This is a genomic window from Streptomyces sp. NPDC058664, assembly GCF_042716635.1.
GTDB lineage: Bacteria > Actinomycetota > Actinomycetes > Streptomycetales > Streptomycetaceae > Streptomyces.
This window is the reverse complement of sequence record NZ_JBHXRW010000045.1, coordinates 21,578-40,828: the sequence shown is the minus strand read 5'-3', so window position 1 is coordinate 40,828 and position 19,251 is coordinate 21,578. Positions and strand designations below refer to the sequence as shown.

At 73.7% G+C, this 19,251-nt stretch carries 19 protein-coding genes and 1 pseudogene; 11 read left to right on the top strand and 9 right to left on the bottom strand.

Annotated features, from left to right (window positions below):
* Positions 1–14: 14 nt before the first annotated feature.
* A complete protein-coding gene (locus tag ACFWUY_RS29750; RefSeq protein WP_384116557.1) occupies positions 15–263 on the top strand; it encodes a hypothetical protein in 249 nt (82 codons plus the stop codon).
* A 45-nt stretch (positions 264–308) separates the two neighbouring features.
* Here ACFWUY_RS29750 and ACFWUY_RS29745 read toward each other — a convergent pair whose 3' ends face one another.
* A complete protein-coding gene (locus tag ACFWUY_RS29745) occupies positions 309–1,397 on the bottom strand; it encodes a TetR/AcrR family transcriptional regulator (RefSeq protein ID WP_384116554.1) in 1,089 nt (362 codons plus the stop codon).
* Between the two features lie 125 nt (positions 1,398–1,522).
* On the opposite strand from ACFWUY_RS29745, the gene ACFWUY_RS29740 reads away from it, so the two are divergent.
* The 3 genes from ACFWUY_RS29740 (at position 1,523) to ACFWUY_RS29730 (ending at position 5,275) form a co-directional block, all read left to right on the top strand.
* A complete protein-coding gene (locus ACFWUY_RS29740) occupies positions 1,523–2,998 on the top strand; it encodes an APC family permease (RefSeq protein ID WP_384116551.1) in 1,476 nt (491 codons plus the stop codon).
* A 54-nt stretch (positions 2,999–3,052) separates the two neighbouring features.
* On the top strand, positions 3,053–3,988 hold the full coding sequence (locus ACFWUY_RS29735) for a carbon-nitrogen hydrolase family protein (protein WP_384116548.1): 936 nt from the start codon (positions 3,053–3,055) through the stop codon (positions 3,986–3,988).
* A gap of 174 nt (positions 3,989–4,162) precedes the next feature.
* On the top strand, positions 4,163–5,275 hold the full coding sequence (locus ACFWUY_RS29730; protein WP_384116545.1) for an ABC transporter substrate-binding protein: 1,113 nt from the start codon (positions 4,163–4,165) through the stop codon (positions 5,273–5,275).
* 18 nt (positions 5,276–5,293) lie between these two features.
* Here ACFWUY_RS29730 and ACFWUY_RS29725 read toward each other — a convergent pair whose 3' ends face one another.
* Both ACFWUY_RS29725 and ACFWUY_RS29720 read right to left on the bottom strand, forming a co-directional pair.
* Positions 5,294–5,953: a response regulator gene (locus ACFWUY_RS29725; RefSeq protein ID WP_384116542.1), complete on the bottom strand. Its 660-nt coding sequence runs from the start codon at positions 5,951–5,953 to the stop codon at positions 5,294–5,296.
* A complete protein-coding gene (locus ACFWUY_RS29720; RefSeq protein ID WP_384116540.1) occupies positions 5,950–7,149 on the bottom strand; it encodes a sensor histidine kinase in 1,200 nt (399 codons plus the stop codon). Before ACFWUY_RS29720 ends, ACFWUY_RS29725 begins: the two co-directional genes overlap by 4 nt.
* Positions 7,150–7,281: 132 nt before the next feature.
* On the opposite strand from ACFWUY_RS29720, the gene ACFWUY_RS29715 reads away from it, so the two are divergent.
* Both ACFWUY_RS29715 and ACFWUY_RS29710 read left to right on the top strand, forming a co-directional pair.
* The gene (locus ACFWUY_RS29715) at positions 7,282–8,193 is read left to right on the top strand and encodes an ATP-binding cassette domain-containing protein (protein ID WP_384116537.1); all 912 of its coding nucleotides are present in this window, start codon (positions 7,282–7,284) and stop codon (positions 8,191–8,193) included.
* Positions 8,190–9,062 (top strand): ABC transporter permease, encoded by an 873-nt coding sequence (locus ACFWUY_RS29710; protein ID WP_384116534.1) that lies wholly within the window; start codon positions 8,190–8,192, stop codon positions 9,060–9,062. Before ACFWUY_RS29715 ends, ACFWUY_RS29710 begins: the two co-directional genes overlap by 4 nt.
* A gap of 41 nt (positions 9,063–9,103) precedes the next feature.
* Here the strand turns inward: ACFWUY_RS29710 and ACFWUY_RS29705 are convergent, their stop codons facing one another.
* Positions 9,104–9,709: an isochorismatase family protein gene (locus ACFWUY_RS29705; protein ID WP_384116531.1), complete on the bottom strand. Its 606-nt coding sequence runs from the start codon at positions 9,707–9,709 to the stop codon at positions 9,104–9,106.
* Between the two features lie 167 nt (positions 9,710–9,876).
* On the opposite strand from ACFWUY_RS29705, the pseudogene ACFWUY_RS29700 reads away from it, so the two are divergent.
* Positions 9,877–10,582 (top strand): annotated as a pseudogene (locus ACFWUY_RS29700) (response regulator).
* Here ACFWUY_RS29700 and ACFWUY_RS29695 read toward each other — a convergent pair.
* The 3 genes from ACFWUY_RS29695 to ACFWUY_RS29685 all read right to left on the bottom strand — a co-directional run bounded on the left by ACFWUY_RS29695 (position 10,522) and on the right by ACFWUY_RS29685 (position 13,137).
* The gene (locus ACFWUY_RS29695; RefSeq protein WP_384116529.1) at positions 10,522–11,019 is read right to left on the bottom strand and encodes an STAS domain-containing protein; all 498 of its coding nucleotides are present in this window, start codon (positions 11,017–11,019) and stop codon (positions 10,522–10,524) included. The pseudogene ACFWUY_RS29700 and the gene ACFWUY_RS29695 overlap by 61 nt on opposite strands.
* A 170-nt stretch (positions 11,020–11,189) precedes the next feature.
* On the bottom strand, positions 11,190–11,591 hold the full coding sequence (locus ACFWUY_RS29690) for a nuclear transport factor 2 family protein (protein ID WP_384116526.1): 402 nt from the start codon (positions 11,589–11,591) through the stop codon (positions 11,190–11,192).
* A gap of 133 nt (positions 11,592–11,724) precedes the next feature.
* The gene (locus ACFWUY_RS29685) at positions 11,725–13,137 is read right to left on the bottom strand and encodes an aminopeptidase P family protein (protein ID WP_384116523.1); all 1,413 of its coding nucleotides are present in this window, start codon (positions 13,135–13,137) and stop codon (positions 11,725–11,727) included.
* Positions 13,138–13,286: 149 nt separating this feature from the next.
* Here ACFWUY_RS29685 and ACFWUY_RS29680 point away from each other — a divergent pair, with 149 nt between their 5' ends.
* Positions 13,287–14,270, top strand: a complete 984-nt coding sequence (locus ACFWUY_RS29680) for a LuxR family transcriptional regulator (RefSeq protein ID WP_384116520.1) — start codon at positions 13,287–13,289, stop codon at positions 14,268–14,270.
* On the opposite strand, the gene ACFWUY_RS29675 is transcribed toward ACFWUY_RS29680, so the two are convergent.
* A complete protein-coding gene (locus ACFWUY_RS29675) occupies positions 14,218–16,254 on the bottom strand; it encodes a prolyl oligopeptidase family protein (RefSeq protein WP_384116517.1) in 2,037 nt (678 codons plus the stop codon). The genes ACFWUY_RS29680 and ACFWUY_RS29675 overlap by 53 nt on opposite strands.
* On the bottom strand, positions 16,251–17,255 hold the full coding sequence (locus tag ACFWUY_RS29670) for a hypothetical protein (RefSeq protein ID WP_384116514.1): 1,005 nt from the start codon (positions 17,253–17,255) through the stop codon (positions 16,251–16,253). Before ACFWUY_RS29670 ends, ACFWUY_RS29675 begins: the two co-directional genes overlap by 4 nt.
* On the opposite strand from ACFWUY_RS29670, the gene ACFWUY_RS29665 reads away from it, so the two are divergent.
* From ACFWUY_RS29665 to ACFWUY_RS29655, 3 genes are all read left to right on the top strand, one after another.
* Complete coding sequence (locus ACFWUY_RS29665; protein WP_384116513.1) at positions 17,254–17,481, top strand: putative leader peptide; 228 nt, start codon at positions 17,254–17,256, stop codon at positions 17,479–17,481. The genes ACFWUY_RS29670 and ACFWUY_RS29665 overlap by 2 nt on opposite strands.
* Positions 17,482–17,658: 177 nt before the next feature.
* A complete protein-coding gene (locus tag ACFWUY_RS29660; RefSeq protein ID WP_384116510.1) occupies positions 17,659–18,519 on the top strand; it encodes an ABC transporter permease in 861 nt (286 codons plus the stop codon).
* Positions 18,492–19,223: an ABC transporter ATP-binding protein gene (locus tag ACFWUY_RS29655; RefSeq protein ID WP_384116507.1), complete on the top strand. Its 732-nt coding sequence runs from the start codon at positions 18,492–18,494 to the stop codon at positions 19,221–19,223. Before ACFWUY_RS29660 ends, ACFWUY_RS29655 begins: the two co-directional genes overlap by 28 nt.
* Positions 19,224–19,251: the final 28 nt, after the last annotated feature.

The following is a 19,251-nucleotide window of genomic DNA, read 5'->3' as shown; positions in this document are numbered from 1 at the left end:
GCGGGCGCTGCGCAGTGCGGCCGATCGATATCGAACTGGCCCGCCAGGGCACGTCGACCGACCCGCGCGAGGCCGCCCTGATCGGCCTGGCGCTCCGGATCCTCGCCGAACCCGGCGCACTGTCCGACGAGGACGTCGCCGAGGTACGGGGGCACGGCTGGAGCGACCGGGTGATCGCGGAGGTGGTGGGCGTGGTCGCCCTCAACCTGCTGACGGGCGCCTTCAACCCGCTCGCGGGCATCCAGCCGGTGCGCGAGGACTGAGGGGACGGGGGACACCGCCGCCCCCTCGCCCACCGGCATCGGGCGTCAGTGGCGGGTGTCCCGTCCGCGAAGGATCCGGCTCGCCTCCGCGGCGACCGCCGCATCGGCGTCCGTCACCAGCGCGGAGGCCAGCGCTTCGAGCCGTGCGGCGTCCTCGTCGGACTGGTGACACACGTCGTTGATCGCGCCGGCGAGCCAGTCACCGGTGTTGTCGTCCGCGTCGGCGAACGCCGCGAGGACCGGGCGCAGACCGTGGACGTCCCACCGTTCGAGGAGGGCTTCCGCCGTCTCCCGGGTGACGGCGGTGTCCCGGCCGTCCAGCAGCAGCCGGCGCAGCACCCCGGCCACTCCGGGATCCTCGGCCGCACGTGCCAGCCGGCGCCCCGCCGCCGCCCGCACGACCCAGGAATCCGAGCGGACGTCCTGAAGGGCCGAGCGCAGCTCGCCGGACTCGCCGTCGCCGCCCGAGACCCGGTCGCCGACGACGCCCGGATCACGCCCTCCGTCGAGGGCGGCGCTCGGGTCATGACCCGTGACGGCGCGGGCGTACGACGAGAGGGCCGCGATCACCTCGGCGCGGGTGCGGCGGCCCGCCAGGACCTCCATCTGGTAACCGTCCTCCATCGCCACGAAGTTGGCGGCGATCAGCCGGGGCGGGTCCTGGAGGACGAAGTGCCCCTGGGCCCTGCCCAGGACGAGGATCTCCGCGTAGACGGAGATCTGCCGCTCCGTCAGGGCACTGTCGAGGGCCGCCGCCTTGGCGTCGCGCAGGCACCGGGGCCAGTACTCGAAGAGCAGCCGGGTGAGCGCGTCGTCCGGTCCCGCCGCGACGCCCTTGTCGATGCAGGCCCTGAGCTTGAGGCGGGCGTCGGCGAAGCCGTCCGCGGCGGCTTCGCGGTCCTGGCTGTAGCGGGTGATGGCCTGCTGGTAGGTCTCGTGGACGAGGGCGTCGAGGTCCCCGTAGTAGAGCACCGCGGCCGGGGTGACCCCGGCCTCGTCGGCGACGTCGCGCAGCCGCAGCCCTTCCAGGCCGCGCGTGAGAAGGGCGCGCTGCACCGCCTCCGCGAGCTCGGCCCTGCGGGCCTCCTTCCCGCCGCCGCCCTTCCTCTTCCCCTGTGTGGACTTCGCCGCCACCGTGCCCCTCGCCTCCCTCGTTCCCCTACATAAGAATTCAGAGAATATCCCCCAGGCCTTGACTCACATAGCCCCCGTCTCTTAAATCTGCGTTTAACAAAACTCCCCCTCCCCAGGAGTACGTCATGACGACGCCCCCCGGTGAGACGGACAAGGGACTCCGCAGCGGCTCCCTCGGCCTGCTCTCCTCCGTCGCACTCGGCCTGTCCTCCGTCGCTCCGGCCTACAGCATCACCGTCACCCTCGGCTTCGTCGCCCTGGTCGTCGGCGAGCTCGCCCCGGCCGCGCTCCTCCTCGGCTTCGTGCCGGTCCTGCTCACCGCCTTCGCCTTCCGCGAGCTCAACCGCGAGATGCCCGACTGCGGCACGACCTTCGTCTGGAACACCCGTGCCTTCGGCCCCGGCCCGGGCTGGCTCGCCGGCGGCTGGGTGCCGCAGACCGCCACGCTCATCGCCATGGCCGCCCTCGCGCAGGTGAGCGCCGGCTATCTGCTCGGCTTCCTCGGCCTCGACGGCGCGGCCGACGACACCGCCGCCGTGACCGGCGTCGCCGTCCTGCTCATCGCCACCCTCACCACGGTCGCCCGCCGGGGGCTGCGCGTCGCGGCAGGCGTCCAGTACGTCCTGCTCGGACTCCAGCTGCTCGCCCTCGCCGGCTTCGGGGCCGCCGCCCTCGCCCGCGACGGCGCCGCGCGCCCCTCCCTGAGCTGGCTCGACCCGTTCGCGGTGGACGGGTTCGGCCCCTTCGCGCAGGCCGTCCTGCTCTGCCTCTTCATCTACTGGGGCTGGGACGCCCTGATCACCACCAACGAGGAGACCCGCGACAGCGACCGCGTCCCCGGCCAGGCCGCCGTCATCTCCACCCTGGTCCTGCTGGGCACCTACCTCTTCACCGCGTTCGCCGCCCTCTCCTTCGCCGGGACCGGCACCGGGGGCACCGGGCTCGGCAACCCCGACAACGCCACCGACGTCCTCGCCGCCCTCGCCCCTCCCGTCCTCGGCCCCGCCCTCGCCAAGGTGATGGAACTCGCCGTCTGCGTCTCCGCCGCCTCCGCCCTGCTCACCTGTCTCGTCAGCAGCCCCCGCGGCACCCTCTCCATGGCCACGCACGGCGCACTGCCCGCCGCCTTCGCCCGCGTGCACCCCCGGTACCGCACCCCCGCCTTCGGCACGGTCTTCTTCGGCTCCGCCACGGCGGCCCTGCTCGTGGTGCTCTCCCTCGTCTCCCGCCACTTCCTCGGCGACGCCATCCTCTGCATCGGGCTGCTCATCGCCTGCTACTACGGCACCACCGCCCTCGCCTGCGTCTGGTACTTCCGCAAGCGCCTGCGCGACTCACCGCGCTCCCTGCTGCTCCGCGGCGTCCTGCCGCTCACCGGAGGCCTGCTCATGCTCGCGGCCTTCGCCCGCAGCGCGTACGACATGGTCGACCCCGCGTACGGCAGCACCTCGTTCCACGGTGTCGGTGGTGTCTTCCTGCTCGGCGCCGGCTCGCTCGCCGCCGGATGCCTCGCCGCCCTCACCGCCCGCGCCCGCTTCCCGCACTTCTTCCGCACGGGACGCACGACCGTCACCGCCCGCCTCGTCACCGCCGAGGACTGAGCCCGCCCCGGAGCGAAGCCGCTCGACCGCCCGCCCCACCAAGGACTGGACCCCATGCGTACGCTCGCCATCGCCGCCCTGCAGACCACCCCCGTCCCGTACGACCTCGAAGCGACCTGGCAGCGGTACGCCGACCAGGTCCGCGCCACCCGGTCCCTCTTCCCGCACGTCCGGCTCGTCGTCGTGCCCGAGCTGCTGCTCGCCGCCGAGGGTCCGCTGCTCGGGCCCTCCCCCGAGGGGTGGATGGAGCGGACCGCCGAGCCGATACCGGGCCCCACCACCGACCGGGTGTGCGCGCTCGCCCGGGAGACGGGCCTCTGGCTGATCCCGGGAAGCGTCTTCGAGCGCGCCGGGGACGGCCGGATCTTCAACACCGCGGTGGCCGTCTCCCCCGAGGACGGGATCGTCGCCCGCTACCGCAAGATCTTCCCCTGGCAGCCGTACGAACGGACCGCTCCGGGGCACGAGTTCACCGTCTTCGACATCCCCGGCACCGGCCGGATCGGCCTCGCGATCTGCTACGACGGGTCGTTCCCCGAGACCGTCCGCCAACTCGCCTGGCTCGGTGCCGAGGTCGTGGTGCAGCCGACCCTCACCACGACCCGCGACCGCGAGATGGAGCTGGTGTGCGCCCGCGCCAACGCGTGGACGAACCAGGTGTACGTGGTCAACGTCAACGCGGCCGACCCGGCGGGCGTCGGCGGCAGCGCGCTCGTCGACCCCGAGGGGATCGTCCGCCAGCAGGCCGGCACCGGCGAGGAGATCCTCGTCGACGTCCTCGACCTCGACACGGTGACCCGGGTCCGTGAACACGGCTCCGCCGGACTCAACCGTCCCTGGGCGCAACTCGCCCGGTACGGCGGGGAGATCCACCTCCCCATGTACGGCGGGACCTTCCGCACCCCGGACTGGGCCGGGGAGCGGACCGGGAACCAGGACGGGGAGCGGACCAGTGGTCAGGACGGGGAGCGGACCGGCCAGGACGGCTGAACCCCGCTCCGGAGCGATCCGGCCGCTCGGCCGCTCGCCTGCACGGCCGTCCCCCGAAGGGAAAACCGGTTGCCCGTGGGCGGGACGGGTGGATCCAATGACCGGCATGACCGCCCGGGCGCGCGAGCCGGGCCGGGCGGCCGCGACCGCATCGCCCCAGGGAGACGCCACCCGATGAACATGTCACCATCGCCGTCCGGAGCGCGGCACACGGACGGCTCGCCCGTCCGCGTGGGCGCTCTCGTCCCGCTGACGCGGCCCGGCTGGGTCGGGGCGGGGCGGCACCTGCGCGCAGGACTCGAACTGGCCGTCGACGAGGTCAACGACAGCGGTGGGATCGACGGCAGGCCACTGGAGCTCGTGGTCCGGGACACCGCGGCCGATCCCGAGCGCGCCGCGGCGGCCGTGGACGAACTGGCCGGCCTGGGCGTGACCGCGGTGGCCGGCGAGTACCACAGCGTCGTCGCCCGCGCCGCCGCCGCCCGCGCCGACGCCCTCGGCGTACCGTTCCTCTGCTCGTCCGCGGTGCTCGACGCGCTCACCGAGGAGCCGACGGAGTGGGTCGCGCGCCTGGCGCCGGCGCAGTCGCACGGCTGGCGGGTCTACGGGGACTTCCTCCTCGGCGCGGGCCGGCGCCGGATCGCCGTGGTGACCCAGCCGAGCGTCTACTGGGCGTCCGGGACCCGTGTCCTGCGGGACCACCTCGCTCCCCACGGCGGCACGGTCGTCGAGCTCGACGCGAACGCGCTCACCCCCGGGGCGCTGTGCGACGCGCTCGTCGGTCACGGCGCGACGGCGCTCCTCCTCCTCGTCGGCCATCCGGAGCCGGCGGTACCGATCGTCAGGGCCGTCCGGGGCGACCGACGGCTCACGGAGGTCCTGATCGGCGCTCCGGCCGGACAGCCGGAGTTCGCCGAATGGGCGGCGGCGCTGGGCGAGGAGGGCGCCGGGATCCCGTTCCTGCGCTATCTTCCCGAGCGCCTCGGTCCGCTCGGCGAGCGCGTCGGGCAGGAGCTCCGCGAGCGGCTGGGCGAAGCGCCCTCCTTCGTCGCCTTCGAGGGCTGGGACACGGTCGCCGTCCTCGCGGAGGCGCTGCGTTCGCACGGTACGGACCGGGCGGCCGTCGCCGGGTCGTGGCCGCGCGTGGCGGTCGAGGGCACCCGTGGACCGATCCGGTTCTCCCGCCCGCCGGGCATCGGCGTGTGGCAATGGGCGTGGCCCCCGGTCCGGGTCGTCGACCGGGACCCGGCGGAACCCGGTCGCTTCCGGGTCCTCTCCCACCCGTGACCGTCGCCGTCCGTCTCTCTATCCCCGGGGCGCGGTCACCAGCCTCAGCTCGTACGCCGTGATGACCAGCCGCACCCTGTCCCGTGCGTCCAGTTTCGTCAGCAGCCTGCTCACATGGGCCTTCGCCGTGGCCACGCTGATGTGCAGGTGCGAGGCGATCTCCGCGTTGGACAGGCCGCGGCCGACCAGGGTGAGCACCTCCCGCTCGCGGGCGGTGATCCCCTCCGTCGGTCGCGGCGGCGGGTCGGCGGCGGGGCGGGCCGCGAACTCCGCGATCAGGCGGCGTGTCACGCTCGGCGCGATCAGGGCGTCGCCGGCCGCGACGGTCTCGATCGCAGAGAGGATCCGGTCCATGTCCATGTCCTTGACGAGGAAGCCGCTCGCGCCGGCCCGGAGCGCGCCGTAGACGTACTCGTCGTCGTCGAACGTGGTGAGGACGAGGACCTTCGGCGGTGTGCCGGAGCTCGCGGTGATCCGCCGGGTGGCCTCGACGCCGTCCATGCCGGGCATCCGGATGTCCATCATCACCACGTCCGGCGCCAGCCGCTCCGCGAGCCGTACCGCCTCCTCGCCGTTCGCCGCCTCGCCGACCACCTCGAGGCGGGGGTGGTCGGCGATCAGCACCCGCAGCCCGTGCCGTACCAGCGGCTGGTCGTCGGTGAGCAGCACCCGGGTCATCCGGTCGCCGCCGGCACCGGGAGCCGCGCCGCCACGCGGAAGCCGCCTTCGGCGCGCGGCCCGGCCGTGAACTCGCCGTGCAGCAGGGCCGCTCGCTCCCGCATGCCCGTCAGCCCGTAGCCGGCGGCGCCGGGCAGTCCCGACAGGCCGCGGCCCTCGTCGGTGATCTCGATGGACAGGTCGTCGGCACGGCAGTCGACGGTCACCCGGCAGGCGTCGGCGCCCGAGTGGCGGACCACGTTGGTGAGCGCCTCCTGGATGATGCGGTACGCGGACAGCTCGATCTCCGCGGGCAGGGGCCGCCGTTCGCGCCGCCAGTCGATGTCCACCCGTACGCCCGCGTCCCTGGTCCGTTCCGCCAGACCGTCGAGATCGGCGAGTGCCGGTGCCGGGCCGAGCGGGGCACCGTCGTCCCCCGGGTCCGCCGCCCGCAGCGCGCCGAGCATCCGGCGCAGGCCCGCGAGGGTGTCGCGGCTGGTGTCCTCGATGGCGGCGAGGGAGTTGCGGGCCTCCGACGGCTGGGTGTCGATGACGCGCCGGCCCACCCCGGCCTGGATGGCGATGACGCCGATGCTGTGCGCCACCATGTCGTGCAGTTCCCTGGCGATCCGCAACCGCTCCGCGGTGACGGCCTGTTCGGCGGCCCGGTCCCGCAGCGTGGCCGCGTGCCGGCGGCGCTCGCGGACCGAGTGGCCGAGCGTCCAGGCGGTGACCATCATCAGGGTCAGTGAGGCGGAGGCGGTGAGGAACGGCTCGGCGTAGTAGCCGGCGGCCGCGACCTGCGCTCCGAGCGCCACCAGGGCGGCACCGGCCGCCGTCGGACGCGACCGGGTGGCGGCGATCCGTCCGACGGCGAGGTCGGTGAACACGGCCTGGAGGTAGGCGATCTGCCACGCCTGCGTCCGTGCCGGCGGGATGCCGCCGGCGACCCCCTGCCCCGCGGCCATCATCGAGTCGGTCAGCACGGCCGCCGCGAAGGAGACGGTAAGCAGGAGCACCAGGGCGGCCTGCGGCCGGCGCCGGAACAGGGGCAGCAGCAGGACGACGGACAGCGCGACCGGCAGCAGGCGCGTACCGGTCAGTTCGCGGCCGGTGTTCAGCACGACGACGTACAGCAGGGCGACGTAGGCGATGCCCGCGCACCAGGCCAGGATCTCGGCGAGGAACGGCCGCGCGGCATCCTGCGGGGCTTTCATGCGCCGATCATAGGCAGCCGCCCCGCCCCCGGCATCGGCCCGCGGGCGTACGCCCGCGGGCTACCCCGGGCGCCCCGGTCGTGGCCGGCGGCCCGATGCCGGAGCGGGCGCCGTCCGGGCAGCGTGGTCCCCGTGATCGAAGCAACCGAACTCACCAGACGTTACGGCCGGACCACCGCCGTCGACCGCCTGTCCTTCCGCGTCCGCCCGGGTGTGGTCACCGGGTTCCTCGGCCCGAACGGCGCGGGCAAGTCCACCACGCTGCGGATGGTCCTCGGCCTCAACCGGCCCACGGCCGGCACCGTGACCGTCGACGGGCAGCCGTTCGGCGACCGTCCCCGGGGCCTGCGGCACGTCGGCGCCCTCCTCGACGCCCATGACATGCACGGCGGTTGCACCGCCCGCGCCCATCTGACGGCGCTGGCGGTCGGCAACGGGCTGCCGCGCCGACGGGTCGCGGAGGTGCTGGCGGAGGTCGGCATGGCCGACGCGGCCGGCCGCCGGATCGGCGGGTTCTCCCTGGGGATGAGGCAGCGGCTCGGTATCGCCGCCGCCCTGCTCGGCGATCCGCCGGTGCTGCTCTTCGACGAACCGCTCAACGGCCTCGACCCGGAGGGCGTGCGCTGGGTGCGGAACCTGTTCGGGCGGCTGGCGGGCGAGGGCCGCACCGTGCTCGTCTCCAGCCATCTGATGCGGGAGATGGAGCAGACCGCCGAGGAGTTGATCGTCGTCGGCCGCGGCAGGCTGCTCGCGGCGGAGAGCCTGCGGGACTTCGCGGCCCGTGGCGCACAGCCGCGGGTGAGCGTCCGTACGCCCGACGCGGACGTCCTGTCCGGGGCGCTGGTGAAGGAGGGGGCGGTGGTACGGGCGGAGCCCGACGGGGCGTACACGGTGACCGGTCTGCCCGCCGACCGCGTCGGCGAGCTCGCCTTCGCGCACGGCGTGCGGCTGCACGCGCTCGGCCCCCACACGGCCTCCCTGGAGGAGGCGTTCATGGAACTCACCTCGGAGAGCGTCGAGTACTCCGCGGGAGCCGTCCGATGACCGCCGTGCCCGACGGGACCCCCGCGCGCCTCCCGGTCCTGGTGCCCCACCGGTTCCGGCATCTCCTCGCCGCCGAATGGATCAAATTCTGGTCGCCGCGCTCCACTCCCTGGGTGCTCGGCGTCGGAGCGCCGGCCGTGATCGGCGTCAACGTCAACTCCGCCGCGTCCAACGCGGACCGGCTGGCGCGTCGGACGCCCCGGCCGCCGGACCCGACGGGGGCTCCGCACGACCTTCCGTTCCTGTTCGATCCGCTGCAGACGGCGTTCGTCGATCCCGCCTGGCAGCTGTTCATGATCATCACCGCCACGATGGGGGCACTCGTGGTCTTCGGCGAGTACTCCAGCGGGCTGATCCGCACGACCTTCGCCGCCGTCCCCGACCGGAAGGCGGTGATCGCCGCCAAGGTGACCGTGGTGTCGGCGGTCATGCCGGTGCTCGGCGCGCTCGTCTCCGGCACCTCCTTCGGCGTCACCCAGATGCTGCTGCGCGATCACGGGGGCCTGTCGCTGGGGGACCCGGGCGCGCTGCGCGCCGTGGTCGCGGGCGCGCTGCTCGCACCGCTGTGCGCGCTGGTCGGCATGGCGGTGGGGGCGACCGTCCGGCACGCCGCCGGTTCCGTCGTCGCGGTGATCCTCCTGCTGTTGCTGCTGCCGGCGCTCTTCCAGGGCGAGCGGTACCGCTGGGTCAAGGAGATCGGCAACGCCATGCCGTTCAGCGCCTGGGAACGGCTGGTGACGAACCCGGAGCGGGCGCACGACCCGGGCAAGTACCCGCTGACGGTCACCGAGGCGTGGATCGTGTACGGGGCGTGGGCCGCCGCCGCGGTGGCGATCACGGTGCTCGTGGTACGACGCCGGGACGTGTGAGCGGGACCCGGGATGACGGGAGGTCCTTTTCGTCGGGGGCCTCAGCGGGCGGCGGGCGGGACCGGGGCCGTGAACGTGACGCGGGCGGCGGGCACTGTGGTCTCCGCGTCACCGCCGAGGGCGTACGCCGCGACGCGGGAGACCGTCGCGGCGGGTATCGCCCCGCCGATCCCGGGCGCGGCCGGGACGTCCTGCGTCGCGTGGGCGTCGTACGGCACGACGACGCGGTAGCCGCGCTCCAGGGCCGTACGGGCCGTCGCCTGGACGCACATCTCGGACATGACACCGCAGACGGCGACCGCCCGCACTCCCGCGTCGGCGAGCACGCCGCCGAGCGGGGTGTCCCGGAAGCCGTCGTCGTGGGGCTTGCGGACGACCACTTCCGCGGGTCCTGGCTCGACGGGGTGGTGGAGCTCCCAGCCGGGGGTGTGGGGTTCGTCCTCCGCGCCGGGCGGTCCGTCGTTCTGGAGGTGGACGACGAGCGCCCCGACCCGCCGGGCGCGCGCGATCAGGTCGGTCGTACGGTCGACGAGCCGGGCGGCCCCGGGCACGGCGCCGGCGCCGGTGACGAAGGCCGACTGCACGTCCACCACGATCAGGGCGTCCACGGGCGGTGGGTGCGGGGCGGTCCCGGCGCGCTGGTCCATCCCGCCATCATCACGCCCACGCGCCCCTGCCGCTACGGGATTTCGCCAGGGCCACGGGCATGGGAGCCGGGTCTACGGCGGTACGCTGCGGGCGGGCGCCCGGACGGCGGGTACCGGGTCCGGGCGGAGATTCCGTGGGAGGCCCCGTGACCGACGCGAACGACCTGATGAGTACGGCCGGTGTGTCCGGCGCTCCGCGGGTGGTGATCGTCGACGACCAGGCCCTGGTGCGTACCGGTTTCCGGATGATCCTCGCCGCCGACGGCATCGAGGTGGTCGCGGAGGCCGCCGACGGCGAGGCCGCGGTGGCCGCGGTGCGGCGGACCCGGCCGGACGTCGTCCTGATGGACATCCGGAGCCGGGCACCGACGGCCTGGAGGCCACGCGCCGCATCCTCGCGGACGGTCCGGCGCCGCCCAGGATCGTCGTCCTCACCACCTACGACCTCGACCGGTACGTGTACGCGGCGCCCGACGCGGGCGCGAGCGGCTTCCTGCTCAAGGACGTGACCCCGGAGCACCTGACGGCGGCGGTCCGGCTGGTCCGCTCCGGCGACGCGCTGCTCGCCCCCGCGATCACCCGCCGGCTGGTGGAGCGCTTCGCCGCGGCCGAGGGGCGGCCGGCGGCCTCGCACCGGGAACTGGCCACCCTGACGCCGCGCGAGCTGGAGGTCCTCGAAGCCCTGGCGCGCGGTCACAGCAACGCCGAGCTGGCCGCGCGGTTCCGGTTGATCGAGGCGACGGTGAAGACGCATGTCGCCCGCATCCTGTCGAAGCTCCGGCTGCGCGACCGGCCCAGGCCGTGATCGCCGCCTACGAGCCGGGTCTGATCACGCCGGGATCGGAACGGCGGGGGTCCGTGGGGCCGGGCTGAGGAACGAACCCGTCTCCCGGACCGGGCTGAGGCACGAACCCGCCCCCCGGGCCGGGCCATGGGGTGTGCGCGTCCGTCAGGGCCGGCGGTGGCAGGAGCCCGTCCGGCGGGACGGCCTCGGGGCACAGGAGGTCGCCGAGCTCGGCCAGCCGGATGAGCCGGAGGATCCGGGGCTGGTCGCAGAGGAGTCTCCAGCGCGCCCCGCGCTGCCGGGTGCGCCCGGCGCAGTGGGCGAGGAGGCCGAGTCCGGTGGCGTCGCAGAAGGTGAGGCGCCGGATGTCGAGGGTCAGGTCCTCGGACTCCCGGACGAGGGCGTCGAGCTCGGGCCGCAGATGCCGTACGAGGACGAGGTCGAGCTCGCCCCGAAGGGCGGCGACGGTGGCGCCGCCGGTCGATCGGACGACGAGGTACGGGTCGTGACGGGGGATCAGCTGCATCGGACGCTCCACAGGGCGACTCCATGTGTCGCTTCGAGCGTGGCCGCCCCGCCGCGGGGAGGGACGTTTCGCCTCGGCCGCTGTCACCTGAATCGGTGAATGTGCGGGCCACTCGCTCTCGCCCGTACGCCCGAGACCCCGCCGGACGTACGAGTACGACGGCCTCCCCCTCAGCCCTCGCCCGCCGCGAAGGCCTCGGCCTTGATGCGGTCGAACTGGGCGCCCATGGCGGCGGAGAGGGCCTGCGCGGCGGAGAGCGGCCGGACCATGACGGTGAAGTCGTCGATCTTCCCGTCCTCGTCGAAGTGGAGGAAGTCGCAGCCGTTGATCTCCTTGTCGCCGACCTTCGCGACGAAGACGAGGGCATGGTCCCGGCCGTCCGCGCCGGCGATCTCGCGCACGTAGCGGAAGTCGGTGAAGACGCGGGTGACGCCGCGCAGGATCGCGGCGGTGATGGCCTTGCCGGGGTACGGCCGGAAGGCGACCGGGCTGGTGAAGACGACGTCCTCGGCGAGCATGGCCTCGATGGCGGCGTGGTCGTGGTTCTCCACGGCGGTGCGGAACGGGTGCATCACTCGACTCCATAGGCAATTTGTTGATTAGGTGCAAGCGCAGCTAACCGCATCGCCCGCGCCACGTCCAGGGGCCCGGGCACGCCAGGGGCCCGGACTCGACCGCGAGCCCGGGCCCCACCGCGTGCCGGGCTCAGCCCGCGAAGCGCGCCATCCAGGCCTCGACCTCGGACGAGGAGCGCGGCAGACCCGCCGACAGGTTCTCGTGGCCGTCGTCGGTGACGACGAGGTCGTCCTCGATCCGGACACCGATGCCGCGCCACTCCTCGGGCACGGTCAGGTCGTCGGGCTGGAAGTAGAGCCCCGGCTCGACGGTGAGCACCATGCCCGCTTCGAGGACGCCGTCGACGTGCTCCTCGGTGCGCGAGTGGGCGCAGTCGTGGACGTCGAGGCCGAGCATGTGCCCGGTGCCGGCCATGGTGAAGCGGCGCTGCAGACCGAGGGCGTACGCGCGGTCGACGGGGCCCTCGATGAAGCCCCACTCGACGAGCCGCGCCGCCAGGTGGCGCTGGGACGCCTCGTGGAAGTCGCGGAACGGGGCGCCCGGCTTGACCGCGGCCATGCCGGCCTCCTGGGCCTCGTACACCGCGTCGTACACCTGGCGCTGGACCGGGGTGAAGGTGCCGCCGACGGGGAGGGTGCGGGTGACGTCGGCGGTGTAGAGGGAGCGGGCCTCCACTCCGGCGTCGAGCAGGAGCAGCTCGCCGGGCCTGACCGGGCCGTCGTTGTCCGTCCAGTGCATGATCGTGGCGTGGTCTCCGGCGGCGCAGATGGTGCCGTAGCCGACGGAGTTGCCCTCCAGGCGCGCCCGGCGGAAGAAGGTGCCCTCGATCCACCGCTCGGACGAGGCGATCGCCCGGGAGAGTTCGCCGACGCAGTCGGTGAAGCCGCGCACGGTGGCGTCGACCGCCTTGCGCATCTCCCCGAGTTCCCACTCGTCCTTGACCAGCCGGAGACCGCTCAGCACCTCCTCCAGCTCGTCGTCGCGCTCCTCGTCGGTGGTGACGGCGGCTTCGAGGGCCGGGTCGTGGCCGCGGACGATGCGGGTCGGGACGCCGGAGCCGGCGGCCAGGTCCTCGGCGGCGGTGCGGACGTCCCGGCAGGCCAGTCCGAGGACGACCTCGGCCTCCGCGAGGGAGCGGCGGCGTCCCATCCACAGTTCGGCCGTGTAGCCGATCCAGAACTCGTCGTCGTCCCGGCTGTCGCGGGGCAGCTGGTAGCAGTACGCGTCGTGACCGCCGTCGGCGCGGGGTTCGAGGACGAGCGCGCCGTCGCGTGCCTGGTCGCCGGTCATGTGGACGTAGCCCGAGTACGGGCGGAACGGGTAGGTGTCGTCGTTGGAGCGGGTCTTGAGGTTGCCGGAGGGGATCACGAGGCGCTCGCCGGGGAAGCGGGCGGAGAGCGCGGCGCGGCGGCGGGCCGCGTACGGGGCCTGCTCGTCGGGTTCGAGTCCGTGCCGCTCGGTGTCCGCCCACCCCGTCCTCATCAGCGCGGAGAGTTCCTCGGAGACGCCTCCGTAGAGGCCGTTCTTGCGACCCTTCGCCACGTCCTGCACCTTCTTCCGGGTGGGTTGCTCGTCCGCCGGTGGCCCGGCGGCTCCCGGAACCTACTCCCCCGGAGGCGTCCCGGGTGCCCGGATCGGCCACTGGCACGGATCGGCCACTCCGGAGGGGGCGCGGGACGATAATGCGGTGCATGGCGAACGACAAGCTCAGTGAGGCCCTGCGGGTTCTGGGGATCGACGAGGAGGCCGTACGGGTCTACCTGGCGCTCCTGGAGCAGGCTCCCGCGCCGCTGAGCGCGATCGGTTCGGCGGCCGGTCTCGAGGGAGCGGCGTTCTCGGCGGCGTACGGCCGGCTGATCGACTCGGGTCTGGCGAGCGCCGCCGGGGAGGGCGCGGACCTGGTGGCGCCGGTTCCGCCGGCCGCGGGCCTGGAGATCCTCGGCCGGCACCGGGCCGCCGAGATCGACGAGTCCCGCATCACCGTCGGGGGCGCGTTCGAGTCGTTCCGGCGGCAGCGGCTCGCCGCGTACGACGACCGTCTCGTGGAGGTGGTCACCGGGGAGGCGATCGGTCCCCGGATGCGGCAGGCCTGGGCCAGCGCCCGCGAGCAGATCCGGCAGTTCGACTCGCCGCCGTACTTCCCCCTCGAAGGCGCGACCGACGACGCCCTTGCCACCCTGGCCCGCGGGGTGACCCAGCGGGTCGTGTACTCGCGGGAGTCCCTGGAGCATCCGGGGCAGCTGGAGCACTCCATCGAACCCTGCGTCGAGGCGGGCGAGCAGGCGAGGGTCCTGCCGTCGGTGCCGGTCAAGCTCGTGATCATCGACGACGCGTACGCGCTGGTCTCCCTGTCGATCCGGGAGACGGACGTGTACAACACGATGCTGGTCGTGCAGCCGTGCGGGCTGCTCTCCGCGCTCGTGGCGCTGTTCGAGCAGGCGTGGCAGAACGCGCTGCCGTTCCACGGCCGTTCGCCGCGGCCGGTCGGGCTGCCGCCGGCGGACCGGCGGCTGCTCCGGCTCATGGCGGCCGGCGCCGCCGACGAGGTCATCGCCAGGGAGCTCGGCGTCAGCCGCCGTACGTTCTTCCGCCGGGTGCAGGTCCTGATGGCCCGGCTCGGCGCTACGAGCCGGTTCCAGATGGCGTTGCAGGCCCAGCGTTCGGGCTGGCTGTGACGGTCCCGTCGACGGGACCGGCCGGGGCCGGGACCTCCGCGGCGTCCGCGGCGGGGGCCGCCCCGGCCGGCTGTGCGGTGCGGGAGAGCAGCTGCCACAGGTAGGTGTGCACGAGCGCGCTGTTGTGGGCGGCCTGTTCGTTGTCGCCGGCGCCCGCGTGTCCGCCGCCGGTGTTCTCGTGGAACAGCACCCGGTGGCCGAGTTCCCGCAGCCGCGCCGCGGTCTTCCGGGCGTGGCCGGGATGGACGCGGTCGTCACGGGTCGAGGTCATCAGGAGGACCGGCGGATAGTCCCGGTCCTCCGCGAGCCGGTGGTACGGGGAGATCGCCTCCAGGTGGGGGCGGTCGGCCGGGTCGTCCGGGTCGCCGTACTCGGCGATCCAGGACGCGCCCGCGAGGAGCTTGTGGAAGCGGGTCATGTCGAGGAGCGGCACCTGGGCGACGATCGCGCCGAACAGCTCGGGGTGGCGGGTGAGCATCGCGCCCATGAGGAGTCCGCCGTTGCTGCCGCCCTTCGCGCCCAGCATGGCCGGGGTGGTGACGCCGCGGGCGACGAGGTCCTCGGCGACGGCGGCGAAGTCCTCGAAGGCCCGGGGCCGCTCCGCGCCGAGTGCGGCCTGGTGCCAGTCGGGACCGTACTCGCCGCCGCCCCGGATGTTCGCGATGACGTGGGTGCCGCCGCGCTCCAGCCACGCGCGGCCCGTCACCGCCGCGTAGGACGGGGTGAGGGAGACCTCGAAGCCGCCGTAGCCGTAGAGCAGGGCGGGGCCGGGGCCGGTGGCCGTGCGGTCGGGGCCGATGACGAAGTACGGCACGCGGGTGCCGTCCCGGGAGGTCGCGAAGTGCTGGGCGACCGTGAGCCCGGTGGCGTCGAAGCGGTGCGGGGCCTGCTTGAGCACCTCCGAGCCTCCGCCGATGCGCCCCAGGTGGAGGGTGGAGGGCTGGAGGAAGCCGGACACGTCGAGGACGTACTCGTCGGAGACGTCCGGGTCGGTGTCGACGACGCTGACGGCGGACAGCTCCGGGACCCCGGCGAGCGGCTCGCGGGTCCATCCGCCGTCGCCGGGGGTGAGGACCTCGATCCGGGTGCTGACGTCCCGCATCGTCTCCAGGATCAGGTGGTTGCGGGTCCAGCTGTGCCCGGCGAGGGCGGTCCGCCGGTCCGGTGTGAAGAGCACCTCGGGGGTGCGGTCGCCCGCCATGAAGGCGTCGAAGTCGAAGGCGAGGAGCGAGCCCGACGGCCGGCCGAGCCACGCGGACTTCAGGGTGACGATCAGGTACCGCCGGTGGGCGTAGGCGCGGGCGTCGTCGGGGACGTCGATCCGCGCGCGCGTGCCGTCGGGCCGCAGGAGGTACGTCTCGCTCCGGAAGAAGTCCGGCGAACGCCCGACGAACTCCCGCTCGAAGCCCGGCGTGTGGTCCCGGTACCCCCAGGCCGCCACGTCTCCCCGCTCGGCCTCGAAGACGAGCTCGGCGTCCTCCACCGGTGTCCCGCGCCGCCACCGGCGGACGGTGCGCGGATACCCGGAGTCGGTCAGCGAGCCGGGGCCGAGATCCGTACCGACGAGGACGGTGTCGGCGTCGGCCCAGCCGATCCGCGTCTTCGCCTCAGGCAGCCGGAAGCCGTCCTCGACGAACTCCCGCGTCTCCAGGTCGAACTCACGGACCACGACGGCGTCGCCGCCGTCCCGCGAGAGCCGTACGAGAGCGCGGTCGCACTCCGGCCGCCGGACCCGCGCCCCGTCCCACACCCACTTCTCGCCCTCGGCGTCGCGCCAGAAGTTGTAGAGGTACTCCCCGCGCCGCACGGTGTACGGGATCCGGTCGGAGGCGTCGAGCACCTCCCGCAGGCGCGCCTTCAGCGCCCCGAACCCGGCGTCCCCCGCCACCGCTCGCGCCGTCTCGGCGTTGCGCTCGGCCACCCACGTGAGCGCGGCCTCGCCCGAGATGTCTTCCAGCCACAGGTACGGATCGTCGTCGTTCACCCGCCTATTCTCTCGTAGCCGTCGCCGGAGCTGTTCCCCGTGCTGTCGTCGGAGCTGCTCTCCGTGCTGTCGTCGGAGTCGGTGTCGGAGATGTAGCCGTGGCTCTCGAACCAGTGGGTGTCGAAGTAGCGGGCCGTCGAGAACGGATGCCGCTTGTCGGCGAGGAGGCGGTAGACGAATTCGGCGGTGGTCCCGTCGAAGCGTCTCCACGAGTCGGGGACGTCCTCCTTCGCGAGGATCGGCCATCTGTCGGGGTCCGGTCCCTCGGTGAGCCAGTAGAACTGGTGGGCCTGCTCGGAGTTCGCCCATTCAAGGAGTCCGCCGGGGGCCGGATACACCTCGTACGGCTCCCAGATGCCGCTCCGGTGCGTTCTGGCCCATTCGCCCAGCCACTCCGTGTGCAGGACGAGGTCGTCGCTCACGAAGGCGCCACCGGGGACCTGGAGCCGGAGAAAGCCGTCGAAGGCGCCACGCCCGAACAGCTCGGCGAGTCGCTTGTAGTCGCCGGGCAGCGCGGTCCCGATGCGGGCCTCGACCGCCGCCCAGTCGACCGTACGCGCGCGTGCCGGGTCCCATCCCGTGACGGCGACGACCCCGTCCACCCAGGACGTCACCTCCGCCAGGTCCGCCGCCGGGTCCTCCCGCTCCGCGAGCAGCACCACCGTCCGTACGCCCTCGTCGGAGCGGACGGTGCCGCAGCCGATCCACCGGCCGGCGTGCTCCCAGGCGCGCATCTCCACGATCCGGTCGCCGAAGGGGGCCAGGAGCGGGAGCCCGGTCCAGGCGGTCACGGTCGGATCGGCGTACCCGCCCGTCGCGAGGTTGCGCGGCCGCCCGTACCGCCCGCCAAACACCTCCAGGAGCGCGGGAAAGCCGATGGATCCCTCCACGGGCGTCACGCACAGGTGCCCCGAGTGGTGTCCTGCCTCGTCGCAGTCCAGATCGCCCGTGTCCGGCCAGGACAGGCGGTGCACGGCCGCGAGAAGTTCCTGTTCGCCCATGACCGCCATTGAAGCGGAGGTGACTGACATCGCCGCTCCCCGGGGAGACGCGCGCGTGCTGCCGCCCGTGGCCGGAGGCCTTCGCGCGTCCACGCTCCGAGACGTCATTGACCCGGCGCGCGGCCACCGCTACCTTCGCGCCATGTTGCGTACAGCCCTGCTCACCACGCGCGGTCACATCGACCTGCTGCGGGTGGCCTCCGCCGCGTGTCGTCGCGGTCGCTGACGCCCTTCCCTCCTTCCGACGTCGTACCGAACTCCTGACGTCACGTCTCCTTCCTGACGCGCGTCGCCTTTCCGACGTCACGTCATCTTCCTGACGCCCGGTCTGCCGTGTGCGCGCCCGCCCGCGCCCACGGGCGCCGACGCGCACCCTCACCTCCTCTCTCCCCGGAGTTCCGCCATGACGGTCAGTCATGCCCCACCTCGCCCCGCGCCCGACATCTCGGTCGTACCGGATGTCGAGGCCCTCACCCCGGACCGCACCCCCGGTCGCGGCCCCGCCGTCCCCCGCTGGCTGCGCCGCGCCGTCGGACCGGTCCTTCTCCTCGCCCTGTGGCAGACCCTCAGCTCGACGGGGGTGCTGCCCGCCGACGCGCTCGCCTCGCCCGGGACCATCGCCCGCGCCGCCGGTGAGCTGATCGCCGACGGGACCCTTCCGACCGCGATGGGCGTCTCCCTGCGGCGCGTGGCCGTCGGCCTGCTGATCGGCGGGGTCGTCGGCATCGCGCTGGCCCTGCTGTCCGGGCTCTCCCGGCTCGGGGAGGACCTCGTCGACGCCCCCGTCCAGATGCTGCGGACCGTGCCCTGGGTCGGGCTCATCCCCCTCCTCATCATCTGGCTGGGGATCGGGGAGGCGCCCAAGGTCGCGCTCATCGCCCTCGGCGTCGCCTTCCACCTCTATCTGAACGTGTACGCCGGCATCCGGGGCGTGGACGCCCAACTGGTCGAGGCCGGGCAGTCGCTGGGGCTCGGCCGCTGGGGTCTGGTCCGGCACGTCGTGCTGCCGGGCGCGCTGCCCGGGGCCATGACCGGGCTGCGCTACTCCCTCGCCACGGCCTGGCTGGCGCTGGTCTTCGGCGAGTCCATCAACGCCGACGCCGGCATCGGCTTCCTCATGAACCAGGCGCGGGAGTTCTTCCGCACCGACGTGATCGTCGTCTGCCTGGTCGTCTACGCCTTCCTCGGCCTGCTCGCCGACGCCGTCGTCCGCACTCTCGAAAGGCTGCTGCTGCAATGGCGACCGACCTTCACCGGGCAGTGACCGTCCAGGGTCTCACCCGTTCCTTCGACGGGCGCCCGGTCGTCGACGGGCTCGACCTGACCCTGGCGGCCGGGCAGTTCACGGCGCTGCTCGGCCACAGCGGCTGCGGCAAGTCCACCCTCCTGCGGGTCCTCGCCGGGCTCGACCGGGAGATCTCCGGCACCGTCCTCGTCCCGCGCCGCCGGGCCGTCGCCTTCCAGGCGCCGCGCCTCATGCCGTGGAAGCGGGTCTGGCGCAACGTCCTGCTCGGGCTGCCGGGGAAGCCGGGCCGGCCGGTCGCCGAGCGGGCCCTGGAGGAGGTCGGGCTCGGCCACCGCTCGGGCGCCTGGCCGAAGACCCTCTCCGGAGGTGAGGCGCAACGGGCCTCCCTCGCACGGGCGTTGGTACGGGATCCGGACCTGCTGCTGCTCGACGAACCGTTCGGCGCGCTCGACGCGCTGACCCGGATCAAGGCCCAGCGGCTCGTGGCCGAACTGTGGCAGCGGCGCGGCTGCACGGTCCTGCTCGTCACCCACGACGTGGACGAGGCGCTGCTGCTCGCGGACCGCGCCCTCGTGATGCGGGACGGCGTGATCGCGTACGACACCGCCGTCGACCTCGACCGCCCCCGCTCCCCCGGCGATCCCGCGCTCGCCGCGCTCCGCACCCGTCTGCTCGCCGAACTCGGCGTCGTCGAAGGGGAGTCCGCCGGACAGGCGGCCTGACCGATGACGTTCCTTCCCCCTATGACGT

Coding starts and splice junctions, on each gene's coding strand:
- ACFWUY_RS29720 (WP_384116540.1), bottom strand. CDS start 7,149: ATGAAAGCCCCGCAGGATGCCGCGCGGCCGTTCCTCGCCGAGATCCTG.
- ACFWUY_RS29705 (WP_384116531.1), bottom strand. CDS start 9,709: ATGGACCAGCGCGCCGGGACCGCCCCGCACCCACCGCCCGTGGACGCC.
- ACFWUY_RS29670 (WP_384116514.1), bottom strand. CDS start 17,255: ATGGGCGAACAGGAACTTCTCGCGGCCGTGCACCGCCTGTCCTGGCCG.
- ACFWUY_RS29735 (WP_384116548.1), top strand. CDS start 3,053: ATGCGTACGCTCGCCATCGCCGCCCTGCAGACCACCCCCGTCCCGTAC.
- ACFWUY_RS29730 (WP_384116545.1), top strand. CDS start 4,163: ATGAACATGTCACCATCGCCGTCCGGAGCGCGGCACACGGACGGCTCG.
- ACFWUY_RS29655 (WP_384116507.1), top strand. CDS start 18,492: ATGGCGACCGACCTTCACCGGGCAGTGACCGTCCAGGGTCTCACCCGT.
- ACFWUY_RS29695 (WP_384116529.1), bottom strand. CDS start 11,019: ATGCAGCTGATCCCCCGTCACGACCCGTACCTCGTCGTCCGATCGACC.
- ACFWUY_RS29680 (WP_384116520.1), top strand. CDS start 13,287: ATGGCGAACGACAAGCTCAGTGAGGCCCTGCGGGTTCTGGGGATCGAC.
- ACFWUY_RS29660 (WP_384116510.1), top strand. CDS start 17,659: ATGACGGTCAGTCATGCCCCACCTCGCCCCGCGCCCGACATCTCGGTC.
- ACFWUY_RS29690 (WP_384116526.1), bottom strand. CDS start 11,591: ATGCACCCGTTCCGCACCGCCGTGGAGAACCACGACCACGCCGCCATC.
- ACFWUY_RS29710 (WP_384116534.1), top strand. CDS start 8,190: ATGACCGCCGTGCCCGACGGGACCCCCGCGCGCCTCCCGGTCCTGGTG.
- ACFWUY_RS29725 (WP_384116542.1), bottom strand. CDS start 5,953: ATGACCCGGGTGCTGCTCACCGACGACCAGCCGCTGGTACGGCACGGG.
- ACFWUY_RS29665 (WP_384116513.1), top strand. CDS start 17,254: ATGACCGCCATTGAAGCGGAGGTGACTGACATCGCCGCTCCCCGGGGA.
- ACFWUY_RS29740 (WP_384116551.1), top strand. CDS start 1,523: ATGACGACGCCCCCCGGTGAGACGGACAAGGGACTCCGCAGCGGCTCC.